The organism is Pseudomonadota bacterium, from assembly GCA_039028935.1.
In the GTDB taxonomy this organism is placed as follows: domain Bacteria; phylum Pseudomonadota; class Gammaproteobacteria; order Steroidobacterales; family SZUA-146; genus SZUA-146.
On sequence record JBCCHD010000009.1, the window covers coordinates 113,812 to 127,959 of the forward strand.

Below are 14,148 nucleotides of genomic sequence, written 5' to 3' on the forward strand. Positions count from 1 at the left end.
GTCAATCGGCCGACTGTGACTGGATTACCTCGCGACTTCGGTGGTCGTCAATGGTAAGGTCCGCGCATGAAAGCGCGCGGTACATCGCCTACTCACGCTAAACGCAGTAAGACTGCGCCACGCGCGCGTGCCGGGACTCGATCGAAAAAGCGCAAGACCAAAAAGAAAAAGACACTGAAGTCAACGCGCAAGCCCGCTCGGAAGCGTGTGCGGGCCAAGCGTACACCCTCTGTTCGTCGCCGACTTCTAACCGGACTGCTGGCGCTGATGGGCGTTGCACTGCTCATGACGGCACTCTATGGATTGGTGCTCGATGCGCAGATAAAAGAGCGTTTTGCGGGGCAACCGTGGGCGCAACCGGCCAGGGTTTTCGCCAGGCCGATCGATTTGTATGCCGGCCTGTCGCTCGCACCGGCTGAGTTAGTCGCGCACCTCAACCAGCTTGGTTATCGTCGCGTCGAACAGCCGACGTCACCCGGAGAGTACCGACTCGCTGGACAACAACTGCGATTAGTTACGCGCGGCGATTCTCTGTTGACTATTTCAGTACAGGCACTGGATGTGTATTTCGCCGGTGACGTCATCGTCGAGTTAAACGATGGTCGAGGTGATGCGCTGCCGCTCGCGACCTTGGAACCGCAGATGATCGGAAGCCTGCTGCCCCGAAGCGGCGTCGATCGCAATGTAATCGGTGCTGATGCCGTACCCACGCTACTGCGCGCGGCACTGGTCGCCGTTGAAGATCGACGATTTCATTCACATCATGGCATCGATTTTCGAGGCATAGCACGCGCCGCGCTTGCCAATCTGCGTGCGGGGCGCGTCAGGCAGGGTGGTAGTACCATCACGCAACAGCTTATTAAAAGTCATTTTCTATCGAATGCGCAGACTTGGCGGCGCAAGTTTAAAGAAGCGTTGATGGCCGTTTCGATTGATGCACGGCTAAGCAAAGACGACATCATGTTGGCCTACGTTAACGAAATCTATCTGGGACAAGACGGTGGGCGCGCTATTCATGGCTTTGATCTAGCCAGTCGATTTTATTTTTCACGACGACTCAGTGAGCTTGAGATCCACCATATCGCTATGTTGACCGGTATGGTCAAGGGGCCTTCACAGTTCAATCCAAGACGCTACCCGGAGGCGGCGCGGAAACGACGCGACCTTGTTTTGGATATCCTGAGTGACGAGGGGGTAATCAGTGCGGAGGCCGCCCTTCAAGCCAAAGCCGAGCCGTTGGACGTGGTGGCTGACCGCACCGGGCATTTTGGTGGTTATCCGGCCATTATGGCGATGGTGCGCCAGCAGCTGCTGCGCGACTATGAACCCGATGATCTGGTGTCAGCCGGCCTGAGTGTCTATACATCGCTTGATGTGGTGGCTCAGCAGCGGGTTGAGCAACAAGTAGGCCAGGCGTTGGCGCAGGTGGAACGCGAGCATGATGTTGCGGAGCAGCTTCAAACATCGGCCGTTGTGTTGGCGCCCGATACCGGCGAATTGATGGCATTGGTGGGGGGGCGCCAAATTGGGTTTGATGGGTTCAATCGCGCGCTCGACATGCGCCGCCCGATTGGGTCGTTAATCAAGCCGTTTGTGTATCTAACGGCGCTTGAGCATGGTCAATTTGATCTCGATACTGAGCTTAGCAATGCACCGTTAGACGTAACACTCGATACGGGCCAGATTTGGTCGCCCCGAAACTTCGACGATGAGTACGGCGGTGACGTGCCGATATTCAAAGCGCTCGCGCAGTCTTACAACACGCCTGCCGTGCGCGTTGGGCTGGAGATCGGTGTGCAAAATGTGATCGAGACGTTGCAACGTCTGGGCATGGCGCATGATCCAGACGCCTTTCCATCGTTGTTGCTCGGGGCGCTGGAGCTGACGCCGCTTGAAGTCGCCCAACTGTATCTTGGGCTGGCTGGCAGCGGCTTTATCACGCCACCGCGCATCGTAAAGACGGTCACGGATGCCAACGGCAGGGCGCTACGCGCCTATCCGCTCGAAGTGGAGGATGCTGTTTCCCCCGTCAGCACGTACCAGATTATGCGCACACTACGGTTGGCGGCGACGCACGGCACCGCACGCAGTCTGTCGTGGCGGCTTCCTGGCCTACCGGTGGCTGGTAAGACCGGGAGTACGAACGATCTGCGCGACAGCTGGTTCGCTGGCGTGAGTCAGTCCTCTGTCGCTGTGGTGTGGGTGGGGCGTGACGATAACGAGTCCACGGGCTTAACCGGTGCGCAGGGCGCATTGCCCGTGTGGGTGAGCGCAATGCGCGCATTGGACAACGCACCGCTTGCACCGTATCCGCCTGAAGACCTGCACAATGTGCCGTTTGACTACACGACTGGACAGCCCTTGCCATACTGTGATTCAGCAGTTCTGATACCATTGCGGCGCCAGTCGGAACCGCCTCCGCTTGCCGTGTGCCGATAAGTGGTGCTCCCGACGCAAACGGACGGCCCATCCGGTTAGATGGCGTGTGAACAATGATGATGGCGTTTGGCGACAATTCGCGACACGCGGCGAGTGCAAGATGAAACCACAGCGATTACTTTTTCTTTTGGTGTTGAGTTTGCCGGCCTGTTCAGTCTATGAGTCTTGGCCAGGCAGTTCGCGCGGTGACGAACCGCCGGCACCGGTTCAACGAGTGCCGCCCCAGTCTGAATCGCCGCCGGGCACCCTCGATTCGGGTCCGGACGATTCCCCGATGGGTACAGCCTCGGTGCCCACCCAGGTGGCCCGGCCGACGGGGCCGGCGGGGTTTTTACTGGACGGTGCTCATCGTCAGCGCGAATCGGGCGATCTTGCCGGCGCGGCGCAGTCGATCGAACGGGCCATGCGAATTCAGCCTGGTAATCCGTGGCTGAGTCTGGAGCTCGGGCAGGTGCGGCTCGCCCAGGGTAATGCCACCCAGGCGGAGCTCATGGCGCGGCGTGCATTGGCCCAAGCGAGTGGCGATCCATCGCTGCGCACCGCCGGTTGGACGCTCACCGCTCAGGCGCGCGAGCTTCGCGGAGATCGAGTCGGTGCCGCGGAAGCGCGCGCGATGGCAGGTCAGTAGCCGGCGCCGTGTGTGTTGGTAGGATCGCGTGTCGTTGACTAACGACCTGACGGTGGCGCAGACCTGGTTCGCGCACGATGGCCCGCTCGCTCGGCAGGTCGAACGGTATGAGCCTCGGCCCGGCCAAATTCAAATGGCGCAGGCGGTGCGCGATGCGATGCGTGACGGGGAGCACCTGGTCGTGGAGGCTGGCACCGGCACGGGCAAGACCTTTGCGTATCTTTTGCCTGCCTTGATGGCGGGTCGTCGTGTCGTGGTGTCGACCGGCACTCGTAATCTTCAGGATCAGTTGTTTCATCGAGACTTACCCACCGTTACGCAGGCGTTTGGCCAGCCGGTGTCTGTGGCGCTTTTAAAAGGGCGCAGTAATTACGTGTGCCTGTATCGACTGGAGCAGGCGGGTGTGCAAAGCGATGGAAAGCTTAACCGCGCACAGCTTGGCAAAATCATGAGTTGGTCACGAAGCACCCAAACGGGCGACACCGCCGAGCTCACCGACGTCGCTGAGGGCGCGCCGATCTGGTCGTGGGTAACGTCAACCGCGGACAATTGTCTTGGGCAGGAGTGTCCGGCCTTTGGCGAGTGTCACGTGATGAATGCGCGTCGCGTCGCTCAGGCGGCCGATGTGGTGGTTGTTAATCACCATTTGCTGCTCGCAGACATTCGGCTCAAAGAAGACGGATTCGGCGAGTTATTGCCGGGTGCCGATGTGGTGGTGCTCGATGAGGCCCATCAATTTCCAGAAACCGCTGCGCAGTTTTTCGGTTCGCGTTTCAGTTCACGGCAGGTCAGTGGCATCACGCGTGATGTGGCATCGGAGAGTTTTGCTGCTGGCATTGAGCGCAGCGGTCTAGAGGCGCAAACCCTGACGGTCAATCGTGCCGCGGCTAGGCTGCGGTCATCGCTGCCACATAGCGGGCGGCGCAATCTGACGGCGGTCGGTACGGTCACACTTGATGCCATTGCCGACCTGAATTCAGCGTTGTTGGGATTAGTCGACGCGTTAGAAACCTATGACGGCGTGAGTTCTGGTCTCGACAGTTGCCGTCGCCGCGCAAGCGATGGGGCGCGCACTCTTGAGCACATGTTAACGACCGACGACAATGCGGTCGCGTGGATCGAGGCGACGCACGCCGGTTTTCATCTTCAACGCTCGCCGCTGGATGTTTCCGAGCAGCTGGCTCAGGTAATCAATACTCAAAAGGCAGCGTGGATATTTACTTCCGCCACGTTGGCGGTGGGCGATAACTTTAATCACTTTGCTCGACGGGTCGGGCTTGATGAACCGGAAGTGCTCAAAATTGACAGTGAGTTCGATTACCGAAATCATGCGATGCTCTACGTGCCGATGAATATGCCCGAGCCCGCTGAGGATGGGTACACAGAACGTGTGGTGTCGCTGAGTATCGAGCTATTAAGCGCACTCAAAGGCGGCGCGTTTTTACTCTTTACCAGTTATCGCGCGCTGAACATTGCCAAAGCGATTCTGACGCGCGAGCCGTTGCCCAATCGCTCTCTGCTTGTACAAGGAGAACAACCACGCGACGAGTTATTGAGGCGCTTTCGCGAGGATGGGCGTGGTGTGTTACTGGGTACCAGTAGTTTTTGGGAAGGTGTGGATGTACGCGGCGGGGCACTGGGTATGGTCATCATTGATAAACTGCCGTTCGCCTCACCAGGCGATCCGCTTCTTCAAGCACGCCTTGATGCGATGCGAAAACAAGGTGGCAACCCGTTTATGGACTATCAACTTCCAACCGCTGTGTTGGCACTCAAGCAGGGCGTCGGGCGACTGATTCGTGATGAGAGCGATAAGGGCTTATGCGTGATTTGCGATCCGCGCCTGTTTGCGAAACCGTACGGTCGCCTGTTTTTAAACAGTCTGCCGCCGATGCCGGTCGAACGTGAGCTGCCGGTAGCCAGGCGTTTCGCGCGAAGTCTACCGGCATGAAACTGTTGAGCATAGAAGCGGCGGCTAGCCCGGCTTCTGTGGCGCTGTCGATTGATGGCCACGTTGTCGAACACACGAGTGACGACCCAAAGGCACAAGCGGAACAGCTACTCGCGCTGACGAACGAACTGCTGCGCGACGCCGGCATGACGCTGAGCGATCTCGATGGTGTGGTCGTTGGGCGTGGGCCCGGCAGTTTCACTGGATTACGTGTGGCGACCGCCGTTGCGCAGGGGTTGGCCTACAGTGCCGGACTACCGGTGGCGGCCGTGTCAACCTTGGCGGCGGTGGCGCATCAGGTAGGCGCCGCGCGCGCGATTATGCCGTCAAATTCGCTGCTGGTGTGTTTGGACGCGCGTAAGGAGCAAGTATACTGCGCACACTATCGCTTTAATGAACTTGCGCAACCTGAGTCAGTCTCAGACGAGGCGGTGCTCGACCCGGCAGAGGTCGTGCGGCGATTTCGCGATCAAGTCTCGGTCGTCGCCAGTGACGCGATAGCCCACCACCCAATATTGTCGACGCTGGGTGACGTCTTGGAGATCGCGCCTTCGGCGACCGCTGTGGCCCGGCGCGCTGACAGTGGTGTGGTGGCGTTTGAATCGCCATATGCGGCGGTGCCTCGCTATGTGCGCGACAATGTGACGCATGGCGGTTAGTCGGCGCCAGCACGCGGCGCGCGGCGTGCGTCATGGTATTGTGTTTTTAAAAATAACGACAGCGGTGCGCTAGGACGAGACCGATGGAGTTGCAACGGCGATTAATCGGACTGCGGAACGCCGCTCAACAAGAAAAAAAGGGGAGTACAACCACATGCTGAACATTTCACGGACACAGGGTAATTGGTTGGGATTTGCGGTGTGCCTGGGCATGATGGCGTATGCGCTGTATGCGCAATATGTACTGCTGCTAGAGCCTTGCAATCTATGCATCTTTCAGCGCATTGCGGTGATTGCGATGGGACTTGTATTTTTGATTGCGGCGCTGCACCGCGGTGCTGGTCGTGCCGTGCGACGCGTCTATGGTGCGTTGGTCGGTCTGTTCGCCGCGTTTGGTGTCGCTGTGGCGGGTCGTCATGTCTATATTCAGAGTTTGCCCGCGGATGAAGTGCCCGCCTGCGGGCCGAGTCTCGATTACTTGATGGATGCCTTTCCGATGACCGAAGCGCTGCGTCTCGTGTTCTTTGGCTCGGGCCGGTGCGCCGAAATCGACTGGTCTCTATTTGGTTTAAGTATGCCCGCGTGGGTACTGATCAGTGTCCTGCCGTTGGGGTTGGCAGGTATTTGGTGGAACTGGCGCGACACAACAGTTTGACGCCAACACCTTTTTATTTCGTTCATTAAGCGTGCCCTTTTTTGTGTTGCCGAACGCACCCAGCGCAAGTCGCTGTGCCGCGCGGAGCGTTGGCGCGGCCGTGCCATCGACGAGACGCGTCATCGTGCAAACGCGTTGAGTGCATGAACGTGCGATTGCAGCCGACTGAGCGGCGGTCAGCGGTTCGGCATTTCAAACATCTCGCGTACTTCGATCACACCGATTTCAGTGTGTGGGCAGCTCTGTGCAATCGACACCGCCTCCTCTAGGCTGGCGGCGGAAAGTGCCGTAAAACCATTGGTTACCGTTGACTCAACGACCTCGGTTATCCCGTCGGATGATACGGCCTTGGCGGGACCCACCGGCGAATTAGCGATGACAATTCGATCGCTGATGGTGTTCACCCACTCGCGCCATCGATTCATGAGTTGTTGGCCTTCCTCAGGGTTGTCGGGCTGGGTTGCGCCTTTGTACGTGAACAAATAGGTGGGCATGGCATGGAGTCTCCTGTCGCGGATCCGAGACCAAAACCTATCAGGTTATGGTGAATCGACACAATTCCGGCACGCGCCGACAGACTTCGCTACACTGTCGCCTTTTCATACTGAGATGCCGTAATGGACACGATCGCCGTCAGCTCACCGCCCTCGATCTCATCGTTCCGTCCCACACAAAAAACGTTGATGGGTCCGGGGCCGTCTGATGTTTCGCCGAGGGTGCTGGCCGCCATGGGACGCGCGACGCTAGGTCATCTCGATCCTGATTTTACGGCGCTCATGGATGAGATTAAGCAGCTATTGGGTTATGCGTTTCAAACGGAGAATGCGCTGACGTTTGCCGTTTCTGCGCCGGGATCGGCGGGTATGGAAACGGCCTTTGTCAATTTAGTTGAGCCCGGTGACACCGTTCTCGTATGCATCAATGGAGTCTTCGGCTCGCGCATGAAAGAGAACGTTGAACGTATTGGCGGCACGGCCATCGTCGTCGAAGACGAATGGGGTGAGCCGGTCGATCCGCACAAAGTTGAGGAGGCCTTACGTCAACATCCGGAGATAAAAATTGTTGCGTTTGTTCATGCGGAAACATCGACCGGCGTGTGTTCTGATGCCGCAACGCTGTGTCGCCTTGCGCATGAGTTCGATTGTCTGACGCTGGTCGACGCGGTGACATCGCTGGGTGGTGTGCCAGTGCTCGTTGACGAGTGGGGTATCGACGCGATTTATTCGGGCAGCCAAAAGTGTTTGTCCGCGCCTCCTGGCATCTCTCCGGTGAGTTTTTCTCCGCGCGCAGTCGCGGCCATTTCAAGTCGTAAAACCAAAGTACAGAGTTGGTTTCTCGATTTAAATTTGGTCATGGGCTATTGGGATGGCGACGGCGGTCGAACCTATCATCATACGGCGCCGGTAAACGCGATGTACGGACTCCATGAAGCCTTGGTGATGCTGAACGAAGAGGGCCTCGAAGCGGCGTGGGAACGTCATCGCCATCATCATGGGGCGCTTCGAGAGGGCTTGTCCGGCCTTGGCATCGATTTTTTAGTCGACGAGCCATTTCGACTGCCGCAACTGAACTCCGTGCACATTCCGGCCGCCGTGCAGTCGGAGGAGGCAGCTATTCGTCGCGATTTGCTCGCGCAGCATGAGCTTGAAATCGGTGCAGGACTCGGCGCACTCGCTGGACGCGTTTGGCGCATTGGCCTAATGGGTCACAGCGCAAACGATGGCAACGTGCGCAAGTGCTTGGGAGCGCTCGAGGATGTGCTGGGTAAATAACGCGCGCTAGGGCTCACCACCCAGCAACGCGAGCATGACATCTTCATACAGCAACGCCAGCGTATCGAGATCGGCCAAATCGACCCGCTCATCAATTTGGTGGATGGATTGGTTAATGGGACCCAACTCAATCACCTCGGTGCCGCTGGGTGCGATAAATCGGCCATCGGATGTCCCGCCACCGGTCGACAGTTCGGTGTCTAAGCCGGTGCGGTGCTTAATGGCGGCGGCCACGGCCTGAGTCAATGGACCGTGTTCGCTCAAAAACGGTTCGCCCGACAGCGACCACGTAATGCGCGCGTCAATGCCTAGCGCATCGATCATCGCCTCGCAGCGGCGCTTAAGGTCATCCGCGGTAACCGCCGTCGAGTAGCGAAAATTCGCGACGAATCGCAAGCTGCCGGGAATCACATTATTTGCGCCTGTGCCCGCCTCGATGTTGGATATTTGAAACGTGGTGGGCGGAAAATGCGCGTTACCCTCGTCCCAGACTTCATTGCTCAGCGCACTGATCAGGGGCGCTGACGCATGTATCGGGTTAAGTGCCTTATCGGGGTAAGCGACATGTCCTTGTTTGCCATCTACGTCGAAAATGGCATGCAGCGAGCCTCGTCGACCGATGCGAACGACGTCGCCGAGCGCTTTGGATGAGCTGGGTTCGCCGACCACACAGTAGTCCAAACGCTCATTGCGCGCCGCCAAACGCGCCATCACCTCTCGCGTGCCGTGTCGCGCGGGCCCTTCTTCATCACTGGTGATGATCATGGCGATCGCGCCTGCATGGTCGGGAACGCGGTGCGTAAACGACTCAATGGCGCAGATCATCGCCGCGATGCTGCCTTTCATGTCGGCCGTGCCCCGACCAAACAGGCAGCCGTCACGAATTTCGGGGGTAAACGGTGGACTTTGCCATTCATCCAGCGGGCCTGCCGGTACGACATCGGTGTGTCCGGCGAAGCACACCACGGGCTGTGCGTCACCACGGCGTGCGTAGAGGTTGGTGACACCCCCCGCGTCCATGCTCTCGCACGTAAACCCAATCGCCTCGAGCCGAGCCTGTAAAAGTGCCTGACAGCCTGCGTCTTCGGGGGTAACCGAGGGGCGACTCACCAGTTCGCGTACGAGTTGTTCGAGTGTGTTCATAATCCGTAGCGACGAGTCTAGTTAGCGATCTAAAAACGCGTCGAGTTCATCAGCATTGAAACCCAATAACGCGTGGTCTTGAGTCTCGATGACAGGGCGTTTCATTAAAGTGGGTTGGGCAACGAGCAGAGCGACAGCGTCCTCATCGCTCAAAATGTGCTTATCGTTGTCGGTTAGATTGCGCCACGTCGTGCTTCGTTTATTGACGAGCGCGTCGCGTCCAAATCGAACGCACCAGGCGCGAAGTTGTTGGGCGGTCGGCGGTGTCGCTCGAACGTCGATCAGCGCTGCCTCGATTGTTCGTTCAGCAAGATGGCGCAGTGCTTTTTTGCAGCTGTCGCAATTCTTCAGTCCGTACACGACGATGGTCACGATTGACTCCTAGTAGGTGATTCGATTGGTGTTTAGTCCCAGGCACGCAGCAAGTTATTGATGCCCACTTTGTCACGAGTTTTGGCATCCACACGTTTGACAATGACCGCACACGCCAAGCTGTATCGACCGTCGTTTGACGGCAGCGAACCGGGTACCACTACCGCTCCTTCGGGCACCCGCCCGAACGTGACTTCATCGCGTTCCCGATCATAGATGCGCGTGCTTTGCCCAATAAACACGCCCATTGACAAGACAGCATTGTCTTCCACCACCACACCTTCTACGACCTCAGAACGCGCGCCGATAAAACAATTGTTGCCGATGATTGTCGGTGTCGCCTGAAGAGGCTCCAGCACGCCGCCAATCCCGGCCCCGCCGCTAAGGTGCACATTGCGGCCGATTTGCGCGCAAGAACCCACCGTCGCCCAGGTGTCGACCATGGTCCCCGTATCGATATAAGCGCCGATGTTCACATAGGAGGGCATGAGTACGCAGCCGCTGCCAATGTACGCACCTCGTCGTACAGTGGCGTGTGGCACAACCCGAACACCGCCGTCTTGAAAGTCTTGCTCAGCGGAGTTCGCGTACTTGAGTGGCACTTTGTCGAAATAGCGAGTGGTGTCGTCGCCACTCACAGTGTTGTGATGCGTGCGAAAGTACAGCAACACGGCTTTTTTTAACCACTCATTGACTTGCCAGGCGCCATCCATTGGTTCGGCGACACGTTGCGTGCCATTGTCCAGTGCGTCGATCACGCGTTCGATGGCATGGATGATGTCTGGCTCAGATTCAGGCGAAAGCTGATCGCGTTGTTCCCAGGCGTCTTCAATTACTGACTGGTCGGTGCTGCGTACTGTTGTTGTCATATTGATGTCCATTAAGTGCAAGGCGTATTAGAGCGCATGCATTGGCAAAGGAAAAGCGCCTTGTTCGACCCAAGTTGGGGCGAATGTTGCGTCTTGGGTCACACACGGTACGGCGAGATGCGGGTTTCGTAAGACGCAAGACGGGTCGCCATTGGCGTCATCGCGATCAGGCCGCGGAGGGCAGCAAATCATCAAGCGCTTGCTCCAGCGCGGCGCATGTTGCTGGTGAGAGCGGTTTTCCGTCGGAGCTGGTGAGATAAAACACGTCTTCGGCGCGTTCGCCAATGGTCGTGATCTTGGCGGCCGACACCATGACATCACAGGCCAAAAAGGCTTGTCCGATGCGGGACAACAGGCCGGGCTGATCGGCGGCAGTGATATCCATCACGGTGAATCGTCCGTTTGGATCGTCCGCAAAATCGGTCATGGTCGGCGTGGAGAAAACCTTGACGGCACGGGACGCCGATCGCGTCACAGCCGGTGTCGCATCAGCGGCAAAGGCTCGAAGAATCGCTTGCTCGATGCGTTCTGCGCGTTCGTCCTCATCATGCGATGACGTGGATGTGCCCATGATGCGATAGGTGTCGAGATTAAAATCGCGCGCCACGTTGGTTATGCGCGCGTCGAGAATCGTGAGTCCTTGTTGTTCCAGCACCGCCGTGATCCGCGCAAAACTCTCACCGGAACGCGGCGCCAGTACCATCAGGCTGCCGCCCGATGGGCTCGCTAGATCGCGCACAGCCGCGACGACATTGTGCACCACAGGGTGTTCGATCAACACTTGCGTATGCCAGGCGACTTCGTCTGCCGAATGACGCAGGAAATATGAATCGTCAAAGTTGGTCCACGCGGTATCGCGCATCGTATCGTCAATGCCAAGTTGAGTGATTCGCTCGCGCGCCTGTCGCCGTGTCGCGGTGATCAATTCGTCTCGATCGATCGGGTTTTCGAGCCCCCGGTCGAGAGCGCGACGAGTTTGGCGGTACAAATTCTCAAACAAGCTGGCTTTCCAGCTGTTCCACATATTGGGGTTGGTGCCGTGTACGTCGGCGACGGTAAGCACATACAGGTATTTCAAATGCATATCATCTCGCACAAGTTGCGAAAACTCGTGAATGACGTTGGGGTCGTCAATGTCTTTTTTCTGGGCGGTCACGGACAGCACCAGGTGGTGTCGCACCAGCCACGCAACCAATCGTGCGTCGTAGGCGTCAAGACCGATCTGTTCGCAGAACTGCTGGGCGTCATCGGCGCCCAGTTCGGAATGATCGCCACCACGGCCTTTGGCGATGTCATGAAACAACCCCGCGAGATAGGCCAGTTCTGGTCGGCGCAGCGACTGCATAATTTGGCTGCAGTACGGAAACTCATGATCGTACTTACTGAGACTGAAGCGACGTAAATTGCTTACAACAAAGAGTGTGTGGGCATCCACCGTATAGGCGTGGAACAGGTCGTACTGCATCAGGCCTACAATCTTGCCAAACGCTGGAATAAAACGACCGAGCAATCCATAGCGATTCATTCGGCGCAATTCGAGGATGACGCCCTCCGGCGCTTTAAGGATATCGAGAAACAGTGCGTGGTTTGTCGGATCAGCGCGAAAGCGATCGTCAATCAGTTCCCGCTTTTGACGAATGAGGCGAATGGTTTTGGCAGTGACGCCGGTTACCTCACTTTGTCGTTGGATGTGCGTAAACACCTCGAGTAGCGCGCTCGGGCGGCGGTCAAAGAGGTCATGACTCACGACATCCAGATTGTTGTTGATGATCTGGAAGTCATCATTGATACGCGCCGCAGCGGGTTTACGCCGATTGAGAATCGCTTCTCGAAAAAGCTGTAGAAGCATTTCATTGAGTCGTGATACACGTAGGGCAGTGCGATAATACAGCTGCATGAGCTGTTCCACAGCCAGACTGTGCGGTTCATCCTCATAGCCAAAGAGTGCAGCGATACGGGCCTGATGATCAAATAGCAGGCGGTCTTCGCGTCGCCCGGTGAGCGTGTGGAGCGCAAAGCGAAGCTTCCAAAGAAAGGCACGGTCTTTCGATAGTGACTGATACTCATGCGCACTGAGAAAGTCGGTTGCGACCAGCTCACGCATGGTGTTATTGCCAAAATGTCGCTTGCCAACCCAGTCCACCATTTGCAGATCGCGCAGTCCGCCCGGCGCGCCTTTGATGTTGGGTTCAAGATTGCTGGTGGTGTCGTGGTGGCGGGCGTGTCGGTCGTGTTGCTCGTCGAGTTTTGCTTCAAAAAAGCGGTCAGCCGGCCACATCGCGTCAGGACCGGTCGCGGCGTTCATTTTTTCGTAGAGCGCCTTGTCGCCGTGCAAAAGGCGCGACTCCATGAGGCTGGTGACCACCGTAATATCGTTACGCGCCTCGCGCACGCATTCTTTGAGGGAACGAACGCTGTGCCCAATTTCCAAGCCAATGTCCCACAACATCGTTAAGAACTGTTCGATATTGTGTTTGTCGTCCGACGACAGTTTGCGTTTCCCCACGAGCAACATCACGTCGATATCGCTTCCAGGATGCAGCTCGCCCCGGCCATAGCCGCCAACGGCCACCAGCGCGATCGCGTCGTATTGTTGGCCGAGGAACGTGCGCCATAGGCGTAACAACACCCCGTCGACCAGGCGCGCCTGATCGCGCACGAGATCTTCGATCGGTTCGTTATTGCGAAATCGTTCACGCAGTCGCTCGCGCGCTCTGTCGAGCGTCTGGCGATAAGTGGGAATGGGGTCTGCGCCGTCGCTCAGTCTCGTATCGAGGCTCGACAGCTCGGGCCAGTTATCAAAGTGTTCAGGGCTGCTGAATTCGCTCACGGATTAAAGCGTCTCGTCGGCCCCGAGCGTGAGCACCTCATAGCCCGTATCGGTTACTAAGATCGTGTGTTCCCATTGTGCCGATAGACTGTGATCTTTGGTGACGACGGTCCAACCATCGGGCAATAGTTTCACGTGGCGTCGACCCGCATTGACCATGGGTTCGATGGTGAAGGTCATACCGGCCTGAAGTTCAAAGCCCGTGCCGGGTTCGCCATAGTGCAGAACCTGAGGGTCCTCATGGAAAACGCGGCCAATGCCATGCCCACAGTATTCACGCACGACCGAATAGCCTTTCTTCTCGACGTACGTTTGAATCACGTGACCGATGTCGCCGAGCGTGGTGCCCGGTTTGACCTTCTTAATGCCCAGAATCATGGCTTCGCGAGCGGTCGCCGCAAGACGTTTGCCGATGACGGTTGGTTTGCCGACAAAAAACATCCGGCTCGTATCGCCGTGAAAGCCGTCCTTGATGACGGTGATGTCGATATTGACGGCGTCCCCTTTCTTAAGCCGTTTCGCGCCGGGGATTCCATGGCACACGACGTGGTTGATCGATGTGCAGATCGACTTTGGGAAACCCCGATAGTTGAGCGGTGCGGGGGTCGCGTCCTGCACCTCAGTGATGTACTTATGACAAATTTGATCGAGCTCTTCGGTGGTGATGCCTGCGCGCACATGGTCGCCGACCATGTCCAACACGTTGGAGGCCAAACGACCTGCGACGCGCATTTTTTCCTGTTCTTCCAGTGACTTAATCGTTACGTTCATGCGAATAGGCGGCCTTGAGCGATCGGTTCGGGCAGGCGATAGCCGGCCAGATTGTTGAA

The 14,148-nt window shown here is 57.5% G+C and carries 12 protein-coding genes; 6 read left to right on the forward strand and 6 right to left on the reverse strand.

What is annotated here, in order from left to right; translation table 11 throughout:
* Positions 1-66: 66 nt before the first annotated feature.
* The 5 genes from mrcB to AAF465_06555 all read left to right on the forward strand — a co-directional run bounded on the left by mrcB (position 67) and on the right by AAF465_06555 (position 6,332).
* The gene (mrcB, locus tag AAF465_06535; protein ID MEM7082373.1) at positions 67-2,439 is read left to right on the forward strand and encodes a penicillin-binding protein 1B; all 2,373 of its coding nucleotides are present in this window, start codon (positions 67-69) and stop codon (positions 2,437-2,439) included.
* 100 nt (positions 2,440-2,539) lie between these two features.
* Positions 2,540-3,067, forward strand: a complete 528-nt coding sequence (locus AAF465_06540) for a tetratricopeptide repeat protein (protein ID MEM7082374.1) — start codon at positions 2,540-2,542, stop codon at positions 3,065-3,067.
* Positions 3,068-3,095: 28 nt separating this feature from the next.
* Positions 3,096-5,018 carry an ATP-dependent DNA helicase gene (locus tag AAF465_06545; GenBank protein ID MEM7082375.1) on the forward strand — a complete coding sequence of 641 codons (1,923 nt, stop codon included), beginning with the start codon at positions 3,096-3,098 and terminating at the stop codon, positions 5,016-5,018.
* Positions 5,015-5,677, forward strand: a complete 663-nt coding sequence (gene tsaB / locus AAF465_06550) for a tRNA (adenosine(37)-N6)-threonylcarbamoyltransferase complex dimerization subunit type 1 TsaB (protein MEM7082376.1) — start codon at positions 5,015-5,017, stop codon at positions 5,675-5,677. The genes AAF465_06545 and tsaB overlap by 4 nt, the downstream gene beginning before the upstream one ends.
* Positions 5,678-5,831: 154 nt before the next feature.
* On the forward strand, positions 5,832-6,332 hold the full coding sequence (locus AAF465_06555; GenBank protein MEM7082377.1) for a disulfide bond formation protein B: 501 nt from the start codon (positions 5,832-5,834) through the stop codon (positions 6,330-6,332).
* A gap of 176 nt (positions 6,333-6,508) precedes the next feature.
* Here AAF465_06555 and AAF465_06560 read toward each other — a convergent pair whose 3' ends face one another.
* Complete coding sequence (locus tag AAF465_06560; protein MEM7082378.1) at positions 6,509-6,826, reverse strand: YciI family protein; 318 nt, start codon at positions 6,824-6,826, stop codon at positions 6,509-6,511.
* A 189-nt stretch (positions 6,827-7,015) separates the two neighbouring features.
* On the opposite strand from AAF465_06560, the gene AAF465_06565 reads away from it, so the two are divergent.
* Entirely contained in the window at positions 7,016-8,104 is a 1,089-nt protein-coding gene (locus AAF465_06565) for an alanine--glyoxylate aminotransferase family protein (GenBank protein ID MEM7082379.1), read from the forward strand.
* Positions 8,105-8,110: 6 nt separating this feature from the next.
* Here the strand turns inward: AAF465_06565 and dapE are convergent, their stop codons facing one another.
* The 5 genes from dapE to map form a co-directional block, all read right to left on the reverse strand.
* On the reverse strand, positions 8,111-9,247 hold the full coding sequence (dapE, locus tag AAF465_06570; protein MEM7082380.1) for a succinyl-diaminopimelate desuccinylase: 1,137 nt from the start codon (positions 9,245-9,247) through the stop codon (positions 8,111-8,113).
* A gap of 21 nt (positions 9,248-9,268) precedes the next feature.
* Complete coding sequence (locus AAF465_06575; GenBank protein ID MEM7082381.1) at positions 9,269-9,619, reverse strand: Spx/MgsR family RNA polymerase-binding regulatory protein; 351 nt, start codon at positions 9,617-9,619, stop codon at positions 9,269-9,271.
* A gap of 32 nt (positions 9,620-9,651) precedes the next feature.
* On the reverse strand, positions 9,652-10,488 hold the full coding sequence (dapD, locus tag AAF465_06580) for a 2,3,4,5-tetrahydropyridine-2,6-dicarboxylate N-succinyltransferase (GenBank protein ID MEM7082382.1): 837 nt from the start codon (positions 10,486-10,488) through the stop codon (positions 9,652-9,654).
* Positions 10,489-10,654: 166 nt separating this feature from the next.
* Positions 10,655-13,318 (reverse strand): [protein-PII] uridylyltransferase, encoded by a 2,664-nt coding sequence (glnD, locus tag AAF465_06585; protein MEM7082383.1) that lies wholly within the window; start codon positions 13,316-13,318, stop codon positions 10,655-10,657.
* A gap of 3 nt (positions 13,319-13,321) precedes the next feature.
* Entirely contained in the window at positions 13,322-14,089 is a 768-nt protein-coding gene (gene map / locus AAF465_06590) for a type I methionyl aminopeptidase (GenBank protein ID MEM7082384.1), read from the reverse strand.
* Positions 14,090-14,148 lie beyond the last annotated feature (59 nt).